Here is a 22544-nt window from a genome sequence, read left to right as displayed (position 1 = left end):
CAGCCGGCCCCGTTGAAGGCGCCCCCATTCGCTATAAATTCAGTAGCTGAGTCCACCCATAAAAAATGGGCTGGAATCCTTTTTGGCTTTTAATCGGCGCTTACAGGCCAGTCTGAGCGGACGTGAGTGTGTAGTTCTGGCCGCCGCGGAAAGCAATCTTGTGGGCGCCGACGCGGTTGCCCAGTTCGGCGCAGCGGGCCAGCGACCAGCCTTTTTCGAGGCCGAACAACAGGGCCCCGCGAAAAGCGTCGCCGCAACCGGTCGGGTCCACCACTTCCGTGGCCACCACCGGCGCAACCAGCGTCTTGTCGCCGTCCACCCAGACCTCGCAACCGTGTGCACCCAGCGTCACCACCAGGCCCTGCACCCGCTTCGATATCTCGGCGCAGGACAAACCGGTCCGGTCGCACAGCAGTTTGGCTTCGTAGTCGTTGACCGTGACCCAGCTCGCCAGCTCGACAAAATGGGCCAGGTCCTGGCCGTCAAACATGGGCAGGCCCTGGCCGGGATCGAACACAAAAGGAATACCGGCGGCCTTGAACTGCTCGGCATGCTGCAGCATGGCGTCGCGCCCGTCCGGCGAGATGATGCCGATGCTGATATCGGCACGCGGCGCAATTTTTGTCGTATGCGCCTGGCCCATCGCCCCGGGATGGAAGGCGGTGATCTGGTTGTTGTCGCGGTCCGTCATGATCATGGCCTGGGCGGTGTAGGTGTCTCCCACCTCCCTGACAAACTCGGTGCTGATGCCCAGTGTGTTCAGGCGCGCCACATACTCGGCCCCATCGGTACCCACGGTCGCCATGGGCAAGGGCGTTCCGCCCAGCTGCTGCAGGCTGTAGGCGATGTTGCCGGCGCAGCCGCCAAACTCCCGGCGCAGGGCCGGCACCAGAAAGGACACGTTGAGGATGTGCAGCTGGTCGGGCAGGATCTGCTCGGCAAAGCGCCCCTCAAACGTCATGATGGTGTCAAAGGCCAGGGAACCACAAATTACAGCAGGCATGGGATGGATCTCGATTCAGTCAGGGATAAAAAGCAAGGACCCGGTAGCCGGCAATCCGCAAGGGCGCGGAAGGCCGCGCGGGCGGCGTTTGGGACGCGCTGGCGTCGGCTGGGGAATTCAAAATTCTGATGGCCAGCACGCCGGAAAATTCGGCGCCTGCCGCCAGTGTGGGGCCGGTGGCGCCCAGTTCCACCGGGGTCAGCACACGCCGCAGCTGCGCCTGGTCCTGGGTGTCGGTCAGTGTCAGCTCCAGCGACGGCAAGGCCAAGGGGATCGCGCCTGCGTTCCTGATCACCACCTTGAGCCGGTAGGCGTCGGCGGACAGCTTGTTAAAAGTCGAACTCTCGATCACCACCGATTCAATCTGCTGCGGCGGCCTGATCTCGCAATGCAGCGAGGCGCACAGCGTGTACAGGGCCGGACGCAGCCAGGGCTGCGACACGGCCAGCGTATGTCTCTGGAACAGGGCGACCTGCAACAGCAAGACGGCCAGCAGCACCGATGCCGCCAATCCAAGCGCCACACGCACCGCGGGCCGGCGCCAGAACGCATCGCGCCTGGCCTCACGCACAAATGACACCTCGTGAACATGACCGGGTTCAAGCATCTCCGACGCTGATTCACCAAAGGCACTTTCCGTGTAGCCCGCTCGCGCTGCGGGTGCCGCCGCTCCGGAAAAGTCGGATGGCTCCGGGCTCACCGAAAAGGCGAACACGTCGGCGGCGAGGTCTGGCGACGGCGACACCTGGACTTCCGGCACCGATGCGGACGCGGCAACCGGTGCTGCCTCTTGCGCCGGCACGGGATCAGACCAGTCGGCCTCCGGCTCCGCAGAAGGCGCCACCAGCATGGGGGCCACGGATGCCGCCCCGCCGCTGTCCTGCTGCAGGTCAGGCAGGGCATCGGGTGCAGGGGACACCGGAGCATCGGTGGACGACGCGGTTGCTTGGGGTGCGTAGGGCTGAAGATTGGCTGCTGCGTCAAAAACTTCGGAGCAGTGCCCGCAGCGCACCCAGCCCTGGGAAATCTTGAGTTGGTCGGCCACGACTTTGAACATCGTGCCGCAGGCAGAACAGCGCGTAATCAGGCTCATTTAGCGCCTTATTGTACGGGGCGTGACAGGGCGCGGGCCCGCTCAGAGCCGGGCGGTCATCAGTATCCAGCCGTCTTCCTGGTCCGCCACCTGCAGCTGACAGTAAGGCGCATAAGCGGCCTTGAGCTCGTCGGCCTGCCGCTCGAGAATGCCGGCCAGCACCAGCGCGCCGCCGGGAACCACACGCGCACACAACAGGGGCGCCAGCACCTTGAGCGGCGTGGCCAGGATGTTGGCCAGCACGGTCTGGTAAGTGCCTTCGGCCTTGTCGGGCAGGCCGGTGCGCAGACTGACATGGTTCGCCTCGGCATTGGCCAGCGTGGACTGCACGGCCGCCTCGTCGATATCGACCGCATCAATGCTGGACGCACCGAACTTGGCCGCACCAATGGCAAGAATGCCGGAGCCGCAGCCGTAGTCCAGCACACGACCCAGGGACTTGCCCGCAGCGCCATTTTCAGCAATCCAGCGCAAACACATGCGCGTGGTCGGGTGGGTGCCCGTGCCAAAAGCCAGCCCCGGGTCCAGCCGGATCACCTGCCGGGCCTGCGCGGGCGGCTCGTGCCAGGTCGGGACAATCCAGAACTCGGGGGTGATCTCCACCGGTGTGAATTGCGACTGCGTCAACCGCACCCAGTCCTGCTCGGGCACCGCCTGAATGGCCACCAGCTGGCAGCCGGCAAAAAAGTCCTGCGCAGACAGCACGCTGGCGGCGTCACGCGCACCGGCTTCATCCGAAAAAAGCGACACCACGCGCGAACGCTCCCAGCCGGCCTTGGGCGGCGGCATGCCGGGCTCGCCAAACAGGGCCTGCTCGGCAGGCGTCTGTGCATCGGCATCCTCGACCGACACACTGAGTGCGTCCAGCGCATCGAGCGCCTCGCTCAGCGTTTCCACGCTGTCCACCGGGGCCAGCAACACCAGTTCAAACATGCTCTTGGGCTGGAGCGCGCCCGGTTCAGCGGTCACGTTGTGACAACCACTCTTCAAGGTAATGGATGTTGGTGCCGCCGTCCATGAACTTGGCATCCACCATCAGTTCGCGGTGCAGCGCAATGTTGGTGTTGATGCCTTCGACCACGGTTTCGGCCAGCGCGGTGCGCATACGGGCCAGGGCCTGCTCGCGGGTGTCGCCGTGAACAATGATCTTGCCGACCATGGAGTCGTAATTCGGCGGCACAAAGTAGTTCGTGTAGATGTGCGAGTCCACCCGCACACCCGGCCCGCCAGGCATGTGCCAGGTGGTGATGCGTCCCGGCGACGGAACAAACTTGTAGGGGTCTTCCGCGTTGATGCGGCATTCGATCGCATGGCCCTTGATTTCGATCTGGCGCTGGGTGAAAGGCAGTTTTTCACCGGCCGCTATCTGGATTTGCGACCGGACGATGTCCACGCCGGTGACCCACTCGGTCACCGGGTGCTCGACCTGGACCCGGGTGTTCATCTCGATGAAGTAGAACTCGCCGTTTTCGTACAGGAACTCGAAGGTCCCCGCACCGCGGTAGCCGATCTTCTTGACGGCTGCGACGCAGCGCTCGCCGATGCGCTCGATGATCTTGCGCGGGATGCCCGGGGCCGGCGCCTCTTCAATCACCTTCTGGTGACGGCGCTGCATGGAGCAGTCCCGCTCGCCGAGCCAGACCGCATTTTTGTGCTGGTCAGCGAGGATCTGGATTTCGATATGGCGCGGGTTCTGCAGGAATTTCTCCATGTAGACCTCGGGATTGCCAAAGGCAGCGCCCGCTTCGGCCTTGGTGGTTTGCACCGCGTGCAGCAGCGCCGCCTCGGTGTGCACCACCCGCATGCCGCGCCCGCCACCGCCACCGGCCGCCTTGATGATGACCGGGTAACCGACCTGCTTGGCCGTGCGCTTGATGATTGCCGCGTCGTCCGGCAAGGCGCCTTCGGAGCCCGGCACACAGGGCACGCCGGCCTTGATCATGGTCTGCTTGGCCGAGACCTTGTCGCCCATGATGCGTATGGATTCGGGCGACGGGCCAATGAACTTGAAGCCGCTTTTTTCAACCCGTTCGGCAAAGTCGGCGTTTTCGCTCAGAAAACCGTAGCCGGGGTGAATCGCCTCGGCGTCCGTCACCTCGGCGGCCGAGATGATGGCCGGCATGTTGAGGTAGCTCAGCGCCGACGGCGCCGGGCCGATGCAAACCGACTCGTCCGCGAGCTTGATGTACTTGGCCTCTCGGTCGGCTTCGGAGTACACCATCACGGCCTTGACGCCGAGTTCCCGGCAGGCGCGCTGGATGCGAAGCGCAATTTCGCCGCGGTTGGCGATCAGTATCTTTTTGAACATGCGGCGGTCACTCGATCATGAAGAGCGGCTGTCCGTACTCCACCGCCTGACCGTTCTCGCACAGGATGCGGGTGATGGTGCCGGATTTGTCCGCTTCAATCTCATTGAGGATTTTCATCGCCTCGATGATGCAGATGGTCTCGCCCTCCTTGACCTGGCTGCCCACTTCCACGTAGGCCTTGGCGCCGGGGCTGGACGAGCGGTAAAAGGTACCAACCATCGGGGACTTGACCGCATGGCCGGCCGGCGCCGCCGGCTCGACAGGCGCAGCCGGCACGCCGGCCGCCGGGGCGGCCACCGGTGCCGGCATCATGGCCACGGGGGCCTGCATCACCATGGGCGTGCCGCCCGACTTGACAATACGAACCTTGCCTTCGGCCTCGGTGATTTCCAGTTCGGACACATTGGACTCGGAAACGAGGTCAATCAGTGTCTTGAGTTTTCTTAAATCCATGGTTTCTCCAACGACGGTGGGGGGCCTAGAGGCGGCACCTCTGATATTCATGTTGCCGACGGCGTGACTGGCGGGCGACGGCGCAGGTTTGCGCCTAAATTCCGCTTTTTACACCCTTCGGCTCCTAAAAATCAGCTAATTTTATTAATTCAGGCTATTTTAGCCAAACGCGAAAGGGCGAAGTCTACCGCATAGCGGTAACCAGCCGGCCCAAAACCCGCCATCACGGCTTCAGCCACGTCCGAAAAATAGGAGTGGTGGCGAAAGGCTTCGCGCCGGTGGACGTTGGAAAGATGCACCTCCACAAACGGAATGGCCACCCCGGCAAGGGCATCGCGGATGGCCACGCTGGTATGCGTGAAGGCCGCCGGGTTGATGACGATGAACTGCGTGCCGTCGGTGCGCGCCAGCTGGATGCGGTCTACCAAGGCACCCTCATGGTTGCTTTGAAAAGTTTGCAGCGATGTGCCGCGATCTGCGGCGAATTTGACCAAATCTTCGTTAATTTGATCCAACGTCGTCACCCCGTAAACCTGCGGCTCGCGGGTGCCCAGCAGGTTCAGATTCGGTCCATGCAATACCAGTATGCTCATCAACGCTGTCTCCTTTCCGGCCGGCCGCCGGGCAAGCCCGAACTTTACCCCATATCCACCCGATATCCGCCCGCCGACCAGGACTCAACTCGGCCCGGCCTCTCAGGCCAGTTGCACCCATTGGGCCAGATCCTCGGGCGTCACCTTGCCGCTTTTTCGATGCAGCAGCTGACCGGACGCCCCAAACACCACGGTGAATGGCAGCCCCCCGGACAGGTTGCCCAGGGACTTGCTCAGCTCGGTGCCGGAAAAACCAGCCATGGCCACCGGAAAACCCAGCGGTTTGCGCTGCAGCCAGGCCCGCACCGCACTGGGTTGATCCACGGCCAAACCCAGAACTTGCCAGCTTTTAGCCTTGTTTTCCCGATAAAAGCTATCAAGCAGAGGCAACTCCTCGATGCACGGCGGACACCAGGTGGCCCAAAAATTGACCAGCAGGGGTTTGCCGGAAAAACTGGCCAGCGTCAGGCTGGCACCGTCGGGCGTGTCAAAGGCCTGCGACCAGAACGGGTCCAACGCAGCGCCCTGCCCGCCCGCAGCGACGGGTGCACCATGCGGCTGGAGCTGCCGCCAGGCCACGCCCGCGCCGGCAAAAGCGGCGGCCGCTGCCACCCCGCCCAACATCAATTTCCTGCGGTTCATGAATCGGGCTCCTGGCTGGTCATCAGCAATTTTTGCACGTCGGCCAGATCCCCACGCGGCTTGCGGCCTTTGGCATCGGGCCGCAGCGCACCGCGCAGATGGTCGTGGTCGTACACCATCAGATGCACGCCCACCGTTTCCTGCAGCGGCTTGCACAGGCTGCGCACGCTCAGCGCCTCGACGCTGTCGCCGGTGAAGCCGGTGACGGTACGGGGTTCGTAGTCCACGTCGTGGTCGATCAGCGCAATTTCGGCGGATTTCGGGTCGTCGCAGAACAGCTGGATATAGATGTCGGACAGCCGTGTGGCCGTGCCGTGCCAGACGGCGCCGCCCAGGTAGGGGCGAAACTGCGCCATGCGCTGCATCCAGGTCAGGGCCAGCGCGCGCAGCGCGGCCAGCTCGAACGGCTGGGTGTCCGCGCAGAACAGCGCGATGTGCTCGCGCACCGCGTCCTCGACCTCGTCGTTGCCCGGCAGCTCACTGCGGCCGGACAGGTCCATCTGCTTGACGGCACGGCGTTTTGCCGGACCGTATTCCAGGCCTTCTTCCACGACCAGCGCTGCGGCGGTGGCGGCAATTTCCAGTTTCAGGGTGTGGGGGTTCACGGTGTGGTTCTCGACAATGGGCCGCCAGCAAATCGGCGGCCTCTGGATTCTGCATGGGGTTGACCCGCCCGCTGGCGATAAAGTTGCATGCGAGGGGCACGGTAGCCTCCCGCCAAAGCCCACACACCCCACAGCGCTATGAAATAAATAGCTGCTTGCGCATGATCTGTTTGGGCCACCGCCCTGTTTCGTCAAAAACTCCGAGCCAAAAACAGTTGCGTGCCAGGACCACCCGACCAGCCGCGGGCCTCCTAGGAGTCTGTCGGGCTTGGGGCGTCGAAAGCGAAAATCGACCCCAGCGAGGACAGTTTTTGCCAGATTTGCAGGCCCATAGCCCAGCTATGGGATAAAAAGGCGGTGAAAAATGGACCGCTGCGGTCGATTTGCAGCCGACGATTCCCAAGTCCGACAGGCTCCTAGAATACCTGCATGCACATACATATTCTGGGAATCTGCGGCACCTTCATGGGGGGCCTGGCCGCGCTGGCCCGCGAGGCCGGGCACAAGGTCACGGGTTGCGACACGGGCGTCTACCCCCCGATGAGCGATCAGCTGCGCGCACTGGGGATCGAGCTGATTGAAGGTTATGGCGCCGACCAGATGGCCTTTCAGCCCGATGTTTTTGTGGTCGGCAATGTGGTGTCCCGCGCGCATGACGCCAGCGGAAAGCCCAAATTCCCCCTGATGGAGGCCATTCTGGACGCCGGCGTGCCCTACACCAGCGGCCCGCAGTGGCTGTCCGGCCATGTGCTGCACCATCCGACGCACCACCCCACCGGTCCGCGCCATGTGCTGGCGGTGGCCGGCACCCACGGCAAAACCACCACCACCGCCATGCTCGCCTGGATTCTGGAGTGCGCCGGCCTGCAGCCCGGTTTTCTGGTGGGGGGTGTGCCGCTCAATTTTGGCGTGTCGGCCCGGCTGGGCACAGGCAACACCTTTGTGATTGAGGCCGATGAATACGACACCGCGTTTTTTGACAAACGCAGCAAGTTTGTGCACTACCGGCCCCGCACCGCGATTTTGAACAACCTGGAGTTTGACCACGCCGACATCTTTGACGACCTGGCCGCGATTGAGCGGCAGTTTCACCACCTGGTGCGCACCGTGCCCGGCTCTGGCCGCATCGTTGTCAACGCGCGGGAGGAAAGCCTGGCCCGTGTCCTGGCCCAGGGCTGCTGGAGTGAGCAGGTACTCTTCGGCGGCGATCCATCCAGCGGGTTTTCGGCGCACGGCGAGCCAGATGCTTTTGACGTGCTGGCACGCGGCCAGAAAGTCGCGCGTGTCGAATGGGCCATCAGCGGCGTACACAACCAGCTCAACGCGCTGGCCGCCATGGCTGCTGCCGAACATGTGGGTGTGGCGCCCGCGCTGGCGGCTGAGGCCCTGGCGAGTTTTGAAAACGTCAGGCGCCGCATGGAAGTGCGCGGCGTGGTGGCGCGCCCCGGCGGCAGCATCACGGTGTATGACGACTTTGCGCACCACCCGACGGCAATCCACACCACCATAGACGGCTTGCGCCGTCAACTGACTGGTCAGGGCGGGGCCCAGCGCATCCTGGCGATCTTCGAGCCGCGCAGCAACACCATGAAGCTGGGCACCATGACGGCGCAACTGCCCTGGAGCCTGGAGCAGGCCGACCTGGCGTTTTGCCATGCTGGCGGACTCGACTGGGACGCCCGGGCCGCGCTGGCGCCCATGGACGCGCGCGCGCAGGTGGCCGACAACCTCGACCAGTTGCTGGCGCAGGTCAAAGCCGCCGCGCGTCCCGGCGACCATTTGCTGTGCATGAGCAACGGCGGTTTTGGTGGCATCCACGTCCGGTTACTGGAGGCGCTGCAGGCAGGCTGATTTGCTACTTTTTTGATAGCTACCTGCGCTTTCCCCTCAAGGGCTGCAGGTCAAAATCATCCATAAGTTCAGTAGCTGATCGCCATCGCCGGCACATCGATGTGAATCACCGGTTTGGCCAGCGAGGCGCTGGCCGCACGTGCAAAGGCCTGAGCCCAGGCGGCGTCGGCAAACTGCTGCGGACCCGCAGCCTGGGCCACCACCAGCACCTTGTCGGCCATCAGCAACTTGCCGGTGGGCCGCAGTGGCTCGCAGCCCATCTGGGTGAACTGCTCATCGAGCCAGGCCCTGGCGGCCTCGTGTGGCATGGGCTGAACCTCGTTAAGGTCTATCCGCAGGGGCGGGCTGTTTTTGAAGGTGACGGTGACTTCGCTGTACATGGTTTCCTCGGTATCGAATCGGGATGCCCGCCAGCATGAACGCCGCCGTCCGGTCCGGCAATCGGCTAAAACCCGCGCAGGCGGCGCCCGCAGGTTTATCTGCGGCCCAGTTGCGCCGGCGCCGTCAGGTCATGCGTGCGCACGGGGAGGGTCGGCGGCCCCGCAGGTGCGCCCGGCAGCGCCTGTGCCGGCCCGTTGCGGCTTTTCCCGGGAAGGCTGTCCTCCCCGCCCGTGAAGGCGCCGGTCCCGGCCTTGTCGGGTGTCGTGGTGACCGCACCGGCGAAATACAGGCTGGCCAGATCCCGCGTCAGCTGGGCGTGCGTCAGCCCGGTGCGCTGCAGCAGGGCGTCAAAGTCTCCCGCTGCCTGCGACAGTTCGCGCAACAAGATCAGCTGCGAGTCCCTGATCCAGCGCATGGGCACGGCTGGCGCATGGCGAAAATAGACCGGCTTGCTGCGGTAGCGCGAAGGCAACACGTCGCGCTCGGTGCGCTGTGCGTAAATCCAGCGCAAATGGGTCAGGCTGCTGCGCAGAAAATGGCTCGGGATGTCGTGCGCCTCGAGGGGACGCCGGTCCCAGTGGGCCAGTTCGAAATCGACCGGGTCGGCCTTGCGCAAAATGCCGATGCGCCACTCGTGGAAATCCATCACCGCCAGCAGCTGGCCCCTGTGGCTGACGTGATAAATGCCGGGCAGCAACTCGTTCTCGCGCGCGATCAGTTGCCCGCCCAACACAAACTGGGAACGCAAAGGCCGCAACCAGCCCTCGAAATGCTGCAACACCCCGGACAGGCTGGCACCCGCACTGAGGTCGAAGGTGTGCTTGGGATCAAAATCGTCAGAGGACAGCGGCAGCGAGAAGGCGATCGGGCGGTCGACCTCGTCCAGATCGAGCTGCACGGTGCGCTCGGTGGGCAGGCCGGCCAGAATTTTCAGGGTGTCGGCGGCCACCAGTCGGCATTTTTCACCACTGACCAGCCAGGCATCAGCCTCTGCAAACGGACCGACACGCCACACCGCGCCCCGGGTTGGCAACTGGCCGAGCAGCAGATGGAGCCGCTCGCGTTGTTCGGGCGTGAAACCAGCCAGACCCAGGCAGAGAAGAGGTTGCTCGGAAGACATGGCGCTTTCTTGGACGACCGGTTCCTCCATGTGACAACCGCTGTCGTGGCATGGGGTGGAAGTGTAACCAGAAGTTCCAAATTTAGCACCTAATGCTTAACATGCCATCCCCCAATTGGGGGAGGCGTCGTCAACGCGCGCGTCTGGCCTTGACGGCTTCGGACAACACATCGAGCAAATTGAGCGAATCCTCCCAGCTCAGGCAGGCGTCCGTGATGCTTTTGCCGTATTCCAGGTTTTTGGCATCGTCCTTGCCGGGCGTGAACTTCTGTGCACCCGGCTGCAGATGGCTCTCGACCATCAGGCCGAAGACCTGGTGCGAGCCCCCTGCCACCTGAGCGGCAATCTCGCGCGCCACCTCCAGCTGTTTCTCATGCTGCTTGGAGCTGTTGGCGTGGCTGCAGTCGACCATCAGCGTGGCCGGCAGTTTGGCCGCCTCCAGCTCCTTGCAGGCCGCACCGACACTGGCGGCATCGTAATTGGGCGTCTTGCCGCCACGCAGGATCACATGGCAGTCCTTGTTGCCGTTGGTCTGCACAATCGCCACCTGGCCATTTTTGTGCACCGACAGGAAATGGTGGCCGCGGGCAGCCGCCTGGATCGCATCGGTCGCGATGCGGATGTTGCCGTCGGTGCCGTTCTTGAAGCCGATGGGCGCCGACAGGCCGGACGCCAGTTCGCGGTGCACCTGGCTTTCCGTCGTGCGCGCCCCGATGGCCCCCCAGGCGATCAGGTCGCCGATGTACTGCGGCGAAATCACGTCCAGAAACTCGCTGCCGGCCGGCAGGCCCAGGCGGTTGATGTCGATCAGCAACTGGCGTGCGATGCGCAGGCCTTCGTCGATGCGGTAGGTCTCGTCCAGGTAAGGGTCGTTGATCAGGCCTTTCCAGCCGACCGTGGTGCGCGGTTTTTCGAAGTACACACGCATCACGATCTCCAGCGTGCCGGCGTATTTCCTGCGCTGCTCGGCCAGTCGGCGCGCGTAGTCGAGCGCCGCCGCCGGGTCGTGGATGGAACACGGGCCAATGACCACCAGCAAGCGGTCGTCCTTGCCGGCCATGATGTTGTGGATGTTTTTGCGCGTCTGGGTGATCAGCGACTCCACCGGGGTGCCGCTGATCGGGAAGAAGCGGATCAAATGCTCGGGAGGTGGCAACACAGTGATGTCCTTGATGCGTTCGTCGTCGGTCTGGCTGGTTTTGTCGACAGGACTCGCATACCAGGCATCGCTGGCTTGGGTGGCTTTGGCATTCATGGCTGGCTTCCTTTTAGAACGTTCAAGAATCGATTCGGCAAATGGCATGGGCAAAAAAAAACCGCCGGGAGCCCGGCGGTTTTCAAGAATCTGTTGCGTCTTTTTCTGCTTACGCGAGGATCTCTCTACCGCCGGAGGCGCTTGAGAACCAAAAGTAAGCAAAATAAGATTTCGCGGAGGTCATGGGTGGAATGTAGCACAAGCCGCGACGCGGCAAAACAACAAGCGCGCGGGCCTTCTCCACACCATCCGAGATCGCGGGAAGGTATCTCCTTTCAAGCAGGGGCCGCGGGTCCGGCTTTGCCGGCCGGCAGGCGCAGCGGCCCCCTCGGGGGGCAGGAAGCGACACGCAGTGCGCGACCGTGGGGGCCAGTCTAGCCGCGCAGACGTTCCCACCAGGTTCTGGCCCGCTCCACCCGCGCCTCATCAAGCGCCGCACCGCCGGACTCGCCCGTTTCCCGGCCGCTGAGCTGTTCATACATATCGATCAGCAGCATGCCCTCCCCAAGCGTCCGCCATCCGACCAGTTCGAAGTCCTCAAAATGGATGGCTTGCGGCTCCGGCGGACCGGGCTTGTCCTGGGGACCGGCCGCCAGAAGCCACTGGCCAATCAGCACGCGAAAGTTGTTCAGCGCCGCCAGGTAGGCCGCGTATTCATAGAGGCCGCGCCATGCCGGCGAAAGGGCAATCACCAGCGCACGATGCTCGCGCAGGATGGTCATCAGGTCCATCAGGGGCGCGGCCAGCGCCTGCAAATCGGGTTCGCGCTTCAGGCCTGACAGCACGGCTTCGATGCCCACCGCCAGACCGCCCATGCCGTCAGCCAGCTGCAGCGACTCCTCGTCGGCCATCGCCGAACGCAGGAAATGGCTGAGCTCACCAAAACTCTGGATGCTGGGAAGCAGCGTGGTCGGGTCAATCGGAAGGCGCGAGTTGGAAGCAGCACTCATGACTTGCTTGAACGCATGTTTGTGCTCGTCTGCCGCGCTGGAACAGCCAGGCGGCAGGGCCCGCTCCCAAGCCGTCCCGCCAGGAAATGCACCGACAGCCCCGCTGGCATGAGGCTGTATGGATGGGTAAACCCGCGATCGTAGCCGGCGAGGCAGAGAGAGCGGGCGGAAAGCGGAAAAGGGAAAAGACGTCGTTTCATTTCCCTGTATTTTCGCCCACTCGGCACAAGGCCGCCGCAACCGGCCCAAACGCCATCAACGAATCGCCACCGGGTTGATGATTGCCTGCAACCCACCGGTCATGCGGGAGGCGCCGAGCACGAACATGAATTCGTAGGCCTTGTCCAGCACCAGAGGATCCGTGTTCATGTTCTCCAGAATGTAAATGCCGTTTCTGGCCAGCAGAATCTGGTGAACTTCAAACACCCCCACATCTTTTTCAAAGGGAATGGCTTCCAGCGCCCAGGTGTCGGCACCGATTGCCACCACCTCTTTCGAAGCCAGGTAGAGCGCGCCGTCCTTGCCCAGACCAGGCTCGCCCGCAAGAAACCGTTTGTTGTCCTTGCCTTCCAGCGCCTGCCAGCCGGTATGGAACAGCACCACATCACCTTTTCTGATCTCAAGGCCCTGGCGTTTGGCTTGTTCATCGATCTCTTTGCGGTTGAATGCGGTACCTTCCTTGACCATGGGTATGCCGTAGTAGGCCGTCATGTCCAGCACGATGCCGCGCGTCACGAATGGGGGGATTTTTTCGACGCCCAGCTTTTTCAATCCGTTGGCCTGAACAAAATCCGAAACTGCATGGCTGTCTCCTCAGGATAAGGAGACGGGATGGGTCTTGATCGCGTCAACCCGCCGAATCCAGCAGCGCGCATGAGCCTTGTCACGGGCGATTTTGGCGATCAAGGGAAAGTACTTATTAATGGCGCAGCCCGCTTATGCAACAGTTGGTTTGTCCGACAAACTTCATGATGTCCGCCACCTGCATGCTTGCCGAAGTAGCCTCCGAATCCAGCGAACCTCTGTTTGAGCGGGTCAAGGTCACGCCTGCCTACCAGATGATTACCGGGGTCGTGGAAAAGCAGATTCTGAGCGGGAAGCTGTCGCCCGGCACCCTGCTGCCGACCGAGGTCGAGTTGGCTGAGCAGTTCGGCGTCAACCGCTCCACCGTGCGCGAGGCCATCCGCCAGCTGGAGCAGGAGGGTCTGGTCGAGCGCCGCAGCTCCAAGCGCCTGCAGGTCACGATGCCCGGCATTTATGACGCGGCCCCGCGCGCCGCGCGCTCGCTGATGCTGCAACAGGTCACCTTTGCCGAACTGTGGCAGGTTGCGGTGGTGCTCGAACCCGAGGCCGCGCGTCTGGCGGCCCAGTCAGCAACAGCCGCGGACATCGAGCAGCTCGCGGCCAATGTGGATCGCCTGAAGGCGCACCACAAAAATGGCGGCTCCATGCAGGAGCACGCGCAGATCGACATCGAGTTTCATGCCACCGTGGCGCGCGCCTCCGGCAACCGGGTGTTGATGCTGGCGCGGGAGCCCATCAACCTGCTTTACCGTCCGTCCCTGACCAGGCTGCAGGCCGTCTTGCCGCAGTTGGAGCGACGCAATCTTGACGCCCACAAGCGCATTTTCAAGGCCATTGCCGCGGGCGATGCCGGGCAGGCGCAGGAGTGGACGCGCAAGCACTTGATTGATTTTCAGCGTGGCTATACGCTGGCCAGGATTCCGATGAACACGCCCATTGAGACGCATCACCTGGAGTAACGGCGAGGCCTTGGCCCGACCGGTTTTTTTACCTGTTCAACCAATAGGAGACAACGATGGAAATCGCAGAAAAAAAATGGCAGTGCCGCTTCCGGCCCCAGTGGCGTCATGCACTTCTAGCGACTGCCGTGGCGATCGCGGCGGCGCCGGCACTGGCACAGGAAACCTTCAAGATCGGCATCGTCAGCTTTCTTTCCGGCCAGGCGGCGGAAAGCTTCGGCGTGCCGGCGGTCAATGGCGCCAAGGTGCTCATTGATGCCTTCAACAAGGGGCAGGCGCCCGCGCCCTACAACAAGCCCGGCTTTGCCGGGATGAAAATCGAAGCCGTGTATGTCGACGAAGCCGGCGGCGCGACCAAGCAGGTTCAGGAAATGCGCAACCTGTACGAGCGTGAGAAAGTCGATGCCGTTGTGGGATACGTCGGGTCCGGCGACTGCCTGGCCGTCGCCCCCGTCGCTGAAGAGATGAAGCGGTTTCTCATCCTCTACGACTGCGGCACGCCCCGTATCTTTGAGGAAAACAAGTACCAGTACGTGTTCCGCACGGCATCCCATGCGACCATGGACAACGTGGCGCTGGCCCGCTATCTGAAGATGCGCAATGTCAAGGTAGAACGCTACAACCTGATCAACCAGGACTACGCCTGGGGACAGGACTCGCGCAAGGACTTCGTGCTGTCGATGGAGCAGCTCTACAAGGGTGCCAAAGTCGAAGCCGACCTGCTGCCGAAATTTGGCGCCGGCCAGTATGGCACCGAAATTTCCGCACTTTCCACCAAGCCGGCAGACATTCTGCACTCCAGCCTCTGGGGCGGCGACCTGCAAGCCTTCATCCTGCAAGCCAACGCCCGCGGCGTGTTCCAGAAGCAGCAGGGCGTGTTTTCAGCCGCAGACCACGTGCTGCCCGCCCTGGGGGACAAGATGCCCAATGGCGTCATCCTCGGCGCGCGTGGTGCCTATGGCCTGATGTCGCCGAAGTCAGCCCTGAACGACTGGTGGTTCAGCCTGTATGAGAAAGCCAACAACGTGTACCCGGTGCAGGCACCCTACCGCATGGCCCAGGCCCTGTTCGGACTCAAGGCTGCCGCAGAAAAGGCGATGGCGGCCAATGGCGGCAAAAAGCCGACGCAGGAACAGCTCGCCGCGGCACTGAAAGGCAGCCAGTGGGAATCCCCAGCCGGCACCATCCGGATGGCGCTCGGCGACGGCCAGCAGGCGATCCAGGACACCGCCATCGGCAAGACCCGTTACGACGCCGCCCGCAAGATGGTGATGCTCGATGACATCCAGCGGTTCGGCGCTGCTTGCGTCAACCCGCCGGCCAACATGAAGAGCGAAGACTGGATCAAGGCCGGCTTCCCGGGCGCCAAGTGCCCGTGAGGCCCGTGACCCCCTGATATTCAATTTTCTGCACGCTGCACATGAACCTGCTTCTCACTATATTGTTTGACGGCATCACCTATGCGTCATGGCTTTTCATCGTGGCGCTGGGGCTGACGCTTGTGTTCGGCGTGCTGAAAATCCTGAACATCGCCCACGGCAGCTTTTATGCCGTGGGCGCATATGCTGGCGCCAGCCTGGTGGGCTGGATGCTGTCCATGCAGATGGCGCCGGCCTTCACCGTGGTCGCATTGTTTGCGGCGGCAGTGGGTGTTTCCGTCCTCCTGGCGCCCTTGACGGAGCGTGGCATTCTGAGAATGTTTTATGGCCGAGACGAAGTGCTGCTGGTGCTGGTGACCTACGCGATGTTCTTGATGCTGGAAGACATCACCAAACTGCTGTGGGGCGTGAATCCCTATTACGTGTCGGATACCTACCAGGCCTTCGGCATCCTCAATATTGCCGGTCAATCCTACGTCGGCTATGACGTGCTGTTGATCGGGCTCGCGATCGGATGCGGACTGCTCACATGGTGGGTGCTCAACCGCACGCGTCAGGGCAAGATCGTGACGGCAGTCATTCACAGCGCGGAGGTGGCGTCCAGCATGGGTGTGAACGTGTCGCGGATCTACACCCTGGCTTTCATGGGCGGCGTGTTTTTTGCGGCGCTCGGGGGAGCGCTCACGGCACCGATGATTTCAGTGCAGCCAGGCTTGAGCGTTGGCGTGATCATCGTGTCGTTTGCAGTGGTCATCATCGGCGGGCTTGGCAGCATCGAGGGGGCAGCCATAGGTGCATTGATCGTCGGGCTATCTCGAGCGACGGCTGTGCACATCTGGCCGCCGGCCGAGCTGTTCAGCATCTACGTCGTGATGGCCGTGATCCTGATGTTCCGCCCCGAAGGAATGTTCCAGCGCATCCAGGCCCGCAAGATTTGATGGCAAGCCGCCGTCCCTATAAAGCCCGGAGGATTTTGTCTTGATTGTTTCTTCTGCCAAGCGCGTTTTTCTGGTTTCTGTCCTGGTCTTTCTGCTGCTGCTCGGGCTCGGGCTGGTACTGCCCAAGTGGCTGGTTTTTTTGGGCACCATTGCCCTGGCCAATGGCCTGGTGTCGCTCGGCATCATGCTGATGATGCGCAGCGGCGCGGTGCCCTTCGGCCAGGGACTGGTGTTTGCAGCCGGCGGCTACACCGCCGCCCTGCTGTTCAACCGGCTGGGCATCACCGACGCACTGGCACTGTCCTTGATGGGCGGGGTGACGGCCTTTTTTGTCGCCCTGCCTTTTGCGCCCCTGCTGGCGCGTTACCGCGGCATTTTCTTTGCCATGCTGACGCTGGCGCTGTCGATGGTGCTGTACGGGATTCTGATGAAAACCGACACGCTGGGCGGCTCGGACGGCTTCAACGTCACGCGCCCGACCCTGTTCGGCTTCAAACCCGAGGCGGCGCAATCCACCCTGCTGCTGTGGGGCGTCACCTCGGGCATCACCTGCCTGATGGCCGGACTGGCGCGCCTCTATTGTGATTCCACGCGCGGCCTGCTGTCACTGGCGGTTCGGGAAAACGAACTGCGGGTGGAATACCTGGGCATGTCGGTCGTCAACATCGTGGCGTGGAACTACCTGCTGGCCGCGTTTCTGGGGGGGCTGGGCGGCGCATTGAGCGTGCTCGCACTCGGCCACATCGACCCCAACTTCAGCTACTGGACAACCTCCGGCGAATTTGTCTTCGTGGCCATTCTGGCGGGTTACCAGAGCGTGACCGCCGTGCTCGTCAGCTCCTTGCTGCTGGAGCTGGTGCGTTCATTCTCCAGTGCCTATTTCCCCAACACCTGGCAGCTGGCATTGGGCATCTTCCTGTTGCTGGTGATCCGTTTTCTGCCCGACGGACTGGGCTCGCAGATGTACCGGCTGCTTCCCAAACGCAACAACAAGGACTGAGTCGCCGTGAACCCCGTCAAACAAGCCCTGTTGTCCGCCCAACACCTGAACCGCAGCTTCGGTGCCGTGGTCGCGGCATCCGACATCTCCATCGACATTGCCACCGGCGAGCGCCTGTGCCTGATCGGCAGCAACGGCGCCGGCAAGACCACGTTCGTCAACATGATCACCGGTTACCTGAAACCGGCGTCGGGGCAGATCGTTCTGGACGGCGAAGACATCACCGCGCTGGCCCCACGGGAAATCACGCGCCGGGGCGTGGCCCGGTCATTTCAGATTCCACAGCTGTGCATGCACATGCCGGTGCTGGACAACATGCTGGCATCGCTGCATTGCAGTCGCGGTGAACGCTCGTTTCTGCGCTCGGGCCGGGAGCCCTCCGCCGTGGCCGAATGCCTCAGCCTGCTGGAGCGTTTTGACCTGGCAAAACACGCGTCGCGGCCCGTGATGGAACTGCCGGGCGGCGTGCGCAAACTTCTGGACATTGCGATGGCGCTGACCGGACACCCCAAACTCCTGATGCTTGACGAGCCCACCAGCGGCGTCAGCGCCGAGGAAAAGTTCATGACCATGGACACAGTCATGAACGCGATTGACCGCGGCGCGCAGGGCCGGCCGGTGACCGTGGTGTTTGTTGAACACGACATGGACATCGTGGAGCGTTATGCCTCGCGTGTGATTGCTTTTTACAGCGGACGTGTGATCGCTGACGGCTCTTCGTCGGCGGTGCTGGGGGACACCGAGGTGCAGCGCTACGTGACCGGCTCCGTGCGACCTACCGAGGAGGCTGCAGCATGATCCGGCTTTCGCAGGCCGTCGTGGCCATCCAGAACGTTGATGTGCTGCGACAGTTTTCCATCACGGTGGAGCCCGGAAGTCTGGTCGGCCTGGTCGGACGCAACGGCGCCGGCAAGACCAGTGTCATGCGGACCATCATGGGCCATCTCGCACTGCGCGAAGGAACTCTGCACTTTGGCGACGTGGACCTCAGCACCCTGGCCAGCCACGAGCGCGCCGCCCTGGGTATTGGCTACATGCCGGAAGACCGCGGGCTGGTGCCGGAGCTGACGGTTGAGGAAAACATCTGCCTGCCGCTTTGGGTGTCACCCAGCCTGCGTGTTTCCGAACGCCTGGAACTGGTCTACTCGGTCTTGCCGGAACTCGTTGAAATGCGCACGCGCAAAGCCCTGCTGTTGTCCGGCGGGCAGCAAAAGCTGGTCGCGCTGGCCCGTGCACTGGCGGTGGGCACGCGCCTGTTGCTGCTGGACGAACCCTTCGAGGGCGTGGCACCCGCCCTGTCGCAAAGGCTCTCGGAGGTCGTGGGCAAAATGCGCGGCAGCGGTCTCTCGGTACTGATCAGTCAATCGGACCTGAACCACTCGCGCCACCTGCTCGACACTGAGATTGTGATCGAGCGTGGCGCAAACGGGCATTGAACCCGCGGCGGCAACCGTGGACGACCGCAGCACCACGCTGACGCATTGGCAGCTGCACGCCCCGCAGGTGTTGCGGCGCGAGGCCCATTTCGATTCACGCGTCGTCGCCTGCTTCGCATCCCGCCCTCCGGGGCTTGCCACGATGATGCATGAGGCCGCGGCGCGCCATCCGCAAGCCGAGGCGTTGGTGGACGGTGATCAGCGCTGGACCTGGCGGCAGCTGGAAGACGCCGGCCTGCGCATTGCCCAGGGCCTGCAGCGCCTGGGAGTGAACCCGGGTGACCGGGTGGCGCTGCTGATGGGCAATCGGGCCGAGTTCGTGCTGGCGCTGTATGGCATTGCGCAGCTCGGTGCGGTGGCGGTACCCATGAGCACGCGGGACTCGGCCAAAGGCATCGGCTTCATCCTCCATCAGTGCGGGGCGCGGGCCGTGATTGCGCAGGCCGACCTGGTGCGCCTGCTGCCAACGCAACTCGACGACGGCGCGCCGATCATTCAGGTGCTGTGCACCGGCGCCGACGGGTCTGCAGTCCCGAAGACCATGCTGTCAACAGCGTGGAACAGCCTTCTGGATCCGCCCCTGGCCACCTTATGGCAGGGTGAGGGTGAGGCCGAGGAAGCACCCGCCATCATTCTCTACACCTCGGGGACCACGGGGCAGCCCAAAGGCGCGGTCATCACGCACTTCAATGTGGTGCACTCGGCCCTGCACTACCAGACCTGCCTGGGCCTGGAGGCCGGCGAACGCGCGGTGCTGGCGGTGCCCGGCTCGCATGTGACCGGCATCATTGCCATCGTTGCGGCCATGGGCGCGGTCGCGGGATGTGTGATCATCCTGCGCGAGTTCAAGGCGGGGGCATTTCTGCAATTGGCCGCGCGCGAACGCATGAGTTACACCCTCATGGTGCCGGCCATGTATGCGCTGTGCCTGCGCGAACCCGGATTCGCCGCACTCGATCTGAGCGCCTGGCGCCTGGGCGGGTTCGGCGGCGCCCCCATGCCAGTGAGCACCATCGGGCAGTTGGGACAGCACTGCCCGACCGTGCAGCTTTTCAATGCCTACGGCGCCACGGAAACCACCTCTCCGGCCACCATCACGCCGCCAGGCTCGCGGGTGCTGGACGCGGTAGGCGTCGCCCTGCCCTGCGCAGACATCCGCATCATGGACGACGAAGGCCGCGAAATGCCGCCTGGCGAGAGCGGCGAAGTCTGGATTGGCGGGCCGATGGTGGTTCCCCGTTACTGGAACAACCCGCAAGCCACCGCGCTGTCGTTTTGTGGCGGTTACTGGAAATCAGGCGATATCGGCACCCTGGATGCGGACGGCTTTCTGCGCATCCACGACCGCAAGAAAGACATGATCAACCGGGGCGGCTACAAGGTGTTCTCGGTCGAGGTGGAAAACTGCCTGATGGGACACCCCCGCGTGCTGGAGGCCGCTACCGTCGGCGTGCCCTGCCCGGTTCTGGGTGAACGGGTCCATGCGTTTGTGCATGTCAGCGCCGCCGGTGTGTCCGGCGAGGCGCTCGCGGAAGAGCTCAAGGACCTGTGCCGCCGTGACCTGGCGGACTACAAGGTACCCGATGCGATCAGCATCATGCCGTCGCCGCTGCCCCGCAACGCCAACGGCAAACTCCTCAAGCGAGAATTGCGCGAGCGCCTGCTTTCAGCGAACTGAACCAAGCAGGAAAATCAGGCGGTGCCGCCCACGGTCAGGCCGTCAATGCGCAGGGTCGGCTGGCCGACACCCACCGGCACGCTCTGGCCTTCCTTGCCGCAGGTGCCGACACCGCTGTCGAGCTGCAGGTCATTGCCCATCATGGTGACGCGGGTCAGCGCGTCCGGGCCGTTGCCGACAATCGTCGCGCCCTTGACCGGGTAGAGGATCTTGCCGTTTTCAACCCAGAACGCCTCGCTCGCGGAAAACACGAACTTGCCCGAGGTGATGTCGACCTGGCCGCCGCCGAAATTGGTGGCGTACAGGCCTTTCTTGATGCTGGCGACGATTTCTTCCGGCGCCTTGTCGCCACCGAGCATGTAGGTGTTGGTCATGCGCGGCATGGGCACATGGGCATAACTTTCGCGGCGGCCGTTGCCGGTGGGCTTGACGCCGGACAGGCGCGCATTGAGCGAGTCCTGGATATAGCCCTTGAGGATGCCGTCCTCGATCAGCACATTGCGCTGGCTGGCGTTGCCCTCGTCATCGACGTTGAGCGAGCCACGCCGGTCGGCAATCGTGCCGTCGTCCAGCACGGTGACACCTTTGGCGGCCACACGCTCCCCGATGCGGCCCGAGAACGCGCTCGAACCCTTGCGGTTGAAGTCGCCCTCCAGCCCGTGGCCAATCGCCTCGTGCAGCAGGATGCCGGGCCAGCCGGGGCCCAGCACCACGGTCATTTCGCCGGCCGGGGCCGGACGCGCCTCGAGGTTGGACAGGGCCGCGGTCACCGCGTCATTGACATATTCGTTGATCTGCGCCTCGTCGAAGTAGGCCAGGCCGAAACGCCCGCCGCCACCGCCGGAACCCATTTCGCGGCGGCTCACGCCGGCGACCTTTTTCTCGGCAATCACCGTCACGGACAGGCGCACCAGCGGCCGCACGTCAGCGGCCAGCGTGCCGTCGGCACGCGCGACCATCACCACGTCGTATTCGCTGGCCAGGCCGGCCATGACCTGCACGATGCGCGGGTCTTTGGCCTTGGCGAGTTTTTCCACGCGCTCGAGCAGCTTGACCTTGGCCGTGCTGCCCAGCGTTGCGATCGGGTCCATGTCCTGGTACAGCGAGCGGCCGGGCGCGACCTTGCGCGCCGGCACCTTGACACGGCCGGCGCGGGTGGCCGCCGAGATGGTACGCACGGTGCGCGCCGCGTCGAGCAGCGAGGCCTCGGAGATGTCGTCGGAGTAGGCAAACGCGGTTTTCTCACCGCTGACCGCGCGCACGCCCACGCCCTGGTCGATGCTGAAGGAGCCGGTCTTGACGATGCCTTCTTCCAGGCTCCAGCCTTCACTGCGCGTGTACTGGAAATACAGGTCGGCGTCATCGACGCCGTGCGAAGTGATTTCCCCCAGGGCCCGGCTCAAATGGGCCTCGGTGAGCCCGAAAGGCGCCAGCAGCAGCTTTTGCGCTATCGCCAGACGCTCCGACGTGGCGTCGGAGTTGGGACGGGCGGCGCGGGCGGCGGTAAAGGCAGGCTTGCGTGCCGAGGCCGGCGAGGATTTGAGTGAGGTCATGCGGTCATTGTAGGCAGTCTGACCCGGCCCCGCCCCCGCAAGGCTTCTGTCCGCCTGGACGGGCCACGCCCCCAGACACCGGCCGCCGCTGGCGGTGATCAGGCGCTCAGGTCGCTGATTGCCGCACCCGGCCCGTTGGTTTTGCACGATGCGATGCCGCTGTCGCGCGCGGCGGCACTGGCGTACATCTGGCTCTGGCCGATCACCTGGTTGTTGCCGGCGCGCAGGGTGAAATAGGGCGATCCGTCCTTGCCGTCCAGGCGCACATACTTTGCTTCGTCCGCGGCATTTTTCTTGACGGATTCGATGCCTGCCAGGGCGCTGGCCTTGGTGTCGTACATCTCGCTGGCCAGAATGGTCTGCCCATTGCCCGCCAGCAAGGAAAAGAAATACGGCTCGTCCGGGGAATCTGTGGGTAGTTTCTGAGGGTTTGGGGATAACGACATGGATTTTCCAGTGGGTTAGATATCCCGCCCGCCGTGGACAAGGCACCTGCCTACAGACGAGCCTGGGTACAGCGGCTCGGCGGTGCGTGACTTGCC

The 22544-nt window shown here is 63.4% G+C and carries 23 protein-coding genes; 8 read left to right on the top strand and 15 right to left on the bottom strand.

Going from position 1 to position 22544, the window contains the following annotated elements; genetic code table 11:
* Positions 1-100: 100 nt before the first annotated feature.
* The 8 genes from B7G52_RS16410 to B7G52_RS16375 all read right to left on the bottom strand — a co-directional run bounded on the left by B7G52_RS16410 (position 101) and on the right by B7G52_RS16375 (position 6698).
* Positions 101-1003, bottom strand: a complete 903-nt coding sequence (locus tag B7G52_RS16410; RefSeq protein WP_096698622.1) for a carbohydrate kinase family protein — start codon at positions 1001-1003, stop codon at positions 101-103.
* A gap of 19 nt (positions 1004-1022) precedes the next feature.
* Complete coding sequence (locus B7G52_RS16405) at positions 1023-2096, bottom strand: DUF3426 domain-containing protein (RefSeq protein ID WP_096698621.1); 1074 nt, start codon at positions 2094-2096, stop codon at positions 1023-1025.
* A gap of 42 nt (positions 2097-2138) precedes the next feature.
* On the bottom strand, positions 2139-3029 hold the full coding sequence (gene prmA, locus B7G52_RS16400; RefSeq protein WP_096698657.1) for a 50S ribosomal protein L11 methyltransferase: 891 nt from the start codon (positions 3027-3029) through the stop codon (positions 2139-2141).
* A gap of 25 nt (positions 3030-3054) precedes the next feature.
* Positions 3055-4404, bottom strand: a complete 1350-nt coding sequence (gene accC, locus B7G52_RS16395) for an acetyl-CoA carboxylase biotin carboxylase subunit (protein WP_096698620.1) — start codon at positions 4402-4404, stop codon at positions 3055-3057.
* A 7-nt stretch (positions 4405-4411) separates the two neighbouring features.
* Positions 4412-4858 carry an acetyl-CoA carboxylase biotin carboxyl carrier protein gene (accB, locus tag B7G52_RS16390; RefSeq protein WP_096698619.1) on the bottom strand — a complete coding sequence of 149 codons (447 nt, stop codon included), beginning with the start codon at positions 4856-4858 and terminating at the stop codon, positions 4412-4414.
* A gap of 149 nt (positions 4859-5007) precedes the next feature.
* The gene (gene aroQ, locus B7G52_RS16385) at positions 5008-5454 is read right to left on the bottom strand and encodes a type II 3-dehydroquinate dehydratase (RefSeq protein WP_096698618.1); all 447 of its coding nucleotides are present in this window, start codon (positions 5452-5454) and stop codon (positions 5008-5010) included.
* 99 nt (positions 5455-5553) lie between these two features.
* Positions 5554-6093, bottom strand: coding sequence for a TlpA disulfide reductase family protein (locus tag B7G52_RS16380; protein ID WP_096698617.1), 540 nt, complete (start codon positions 6091-6093; stop codon positions 5554-5556).
* Positions 6090-6698, bottom strand: coding sequence for a hypothetical protein (locus B7G52_RS16375; protein ID WP_240523495.1), 609 nt, complete (start codon positions 6696-6698; stop codon positions 6090-6092). Before B7G52_RS16375 ends, B7G52_RS16380 begins: the two co-directional genes overlap by 4 nt.
* A gap of 429 nt (positions 6699-7127) precedes the next feature.
* Between B7G52_RS16375 and mpl the strand changes: the two genes are divergently transcribed.
* Positions 7128-8549 (top strand): UDP-N-acetylmuramate:L-alanyl-gamma-D-glutamyl-meso-diaminopimelate ligase, encoded by a 1422-nt coding sequence (mpl, locus tag B7G52_RS16370; RefSeq protein WP_096698616.1) that lies wholly within the window; start codon positions 7128-7130, stop codon positions 8547-8549.
* Between the two features lie 68 nt (positions 8550-8617).
* Here mpl and B7G52_RS16365 read toward each other — a convergent pair whose 3' ends face one another.
* The 5 genes from B7G52_RS16365 to B7G52_RS16345 form a co-directional block, all read right to left on the bottom strand.
* A complete protein-coding gene (locus B7G52_RS16365; protein ID WP_096698615.1) occupies positions 8618-8929 on the bottom strand; it encodes a hypothetical protein in 312 nt (103 codons plus the stop codon).
* A gap of 95 nt (positions 8930-9024) precedes the next feature.
* Positions 9025-10050: a hypothetical protein gene (locus tag B7G52_RS16360; protein ID WP_141397479.1), complete on the bottom strand. Its 1026-nt coding sequence runs from the start codon at positions 10048-10050 to the stop codon at positions 9025-9027.
* A 130-nt stretch (positions 10051-10180) separates the two neighbouring features.
* Entirely contained in the window at positions 10181-11305 is a 1125-nt protein-coding gene (locus B7G52_RS16355; protein WP_096698613.1) for a 3-deoxy-7-phosphoheptulonate synthase, read from the bottom strand.
* Between the two features lie 374 nt (positions 11306-11679).
* Positions 11680-12255 (bottom strand): hypothetical protein, encoded by a 576-nt coding sequence (locus B7G52_RS16350; protein WP_096698612.1) that lies wholly within the window; start codon positions 12253-12255, stop codon positions 11680-11682.
* 255 nt (positions 12256-12510) lie between these two features.
* Positions 12511-13026 carry a cyclase family protein gene (locus tag B7G52_RS16345; RefSeq protein ID WP_096698611.1) on the bottom strand — a complete coding sequence of 172 codons (516 nt, stop codon included), beginning with the start codon at positions 13024-13026 and terminating at the stop codon, positions 12511-12513.
* A gap of 197 nt (positions 13027-13223) precedes the next feature.
* Here B7G52_RS16345 and B7G52_RS16340 point away from each other — a divergent pair, with 197 nt between their 5' ends.
* Genes B7G52_RS16340 through B7G52_RS16310 form a run of 7 tightly spaced genes read left to right on the top strand, consistent with a single transcriptional unit; the run spans position 13224 to position 20449 of the window.
* Positions 13224-14018, top strand: coding sequence for a FadR/GntR family transcriptional regulator (locus B7G52_RS16340; protein WP_170954790.1), 795 nt, complete (start codon positions 13224-13226; stop codon positions 14016-14018).
* Between the two features lie 56 nt (positions 14019-14074).
* A complete protein-coding gene (locus B7G52_RS16335) occupies positions 14075-15397 on the top strand; it encodes an ABC transporter substrate-binding protein (protein ID WP_096698609.1) in 1323 nt (440 codons plus the stop codon).
* Between the two features lie 41 nt (positions 15398-15438).
* Positions 15439-16335 carry a branched-chain amino acid ABC transporter permease gene (locus B7G52_RS16330; RefSeq protein ID WP_096664448.1) on the top strand — a complete coding sequence of 299 codons (897 nt, stop codon included), beginning with the start codon at positions 15439-15441 and terminating at the stop codon, positions 16333-16335.
* Between the two features lie 40 nt (positions 16336-16375).
* Positions 16376-17335: a branched-chain amino acid ABC transporter permease gene (locus B7G52_RS16325; RefSeq protein ID WP_205853076.1), complete on the top strand. Its 960-nt coding sequence runs from the start codon at positions 16376-16378 to the stop codon at positions 17333-17335.
* Positions 17336-17341: 6 nt separating this feature from the next.
* A complete protein-coding gene (locus tag B7G52_RS16320) occupies positions 17342-18133 on the top strand; it encodes an ABC transporter ATP-binding protein (RefSeq protein ID WP_170954789.1) in 792 nt (263 codons plus the stop codon).
* The gene (locus B7G52_RS16315; RefSeq protein ID WP_096698608.1) at positions 18130-18771 is read left to right on the top strand and encodes an ABC transporter ATP-binding protein; all 642 of its coding nucleotides are present in this window, start codon (positions 18130-18132) and stop codon (positions 18769-18771) included. The genes B7G52_RS16320 and B7G52_RS16315 overlap by 4 nt, the downstream gene beginning before the upstream one ends.
* Positions 18772-18787: 16 nt before the next feature.
* A complete protein-coding gene (locus B7G52_RS16310) occupies positions 18788-20449 on the top strand; it encodes a class I adenylate-forming enzyme family protein (RefSeq protein ID WP_240523493.1) in 1662 nt (553 codons plus the stop codon).
* Between the two features lie 14 nt (positions 20450-20463).
* On the opposite strand, the gene tldD is transcribed toward B7G52_RS16310, so the two are convergent.
* Entirely contained in the window at positions 20464-22002 is a 1539-nt protein-coding gene (gene tldD, locus B7G52_RS16305) for a metalloprotease TldD (protein WP_240523492.1), read from the bottom strand.
* 98 nt (positions 22003-22100) lie between these two features.
* The gene (locus B7G52_RS16300) at positions 22101-22448 is read right to left on the bottom strand and encodes a YegP family protein (RefSeq protein WP_096698607.1); all 348 of its coding nucleotides are present in this window, start codon (positions 22446-22448) and stop codon (positions 22101-22103) included.
* Positions 22449-22544 lie beyond the last annotated feature (96 nt).

Source organism: Polaromonas sp. AER18D-145 (assembly GCF_002379095.1).
Classification (GTDB): domain Bacteria; phylum Pseudomonadota; class Gammaproteobacteria; order Burkholderiales; family Burkholderiaceae_C; genus Polaromonas.
The sequence above is the reverse complement of the archived record's forward strand: the minus strand, read 5'-3'. Positions and strand labels throughout refer to the sequence as shown.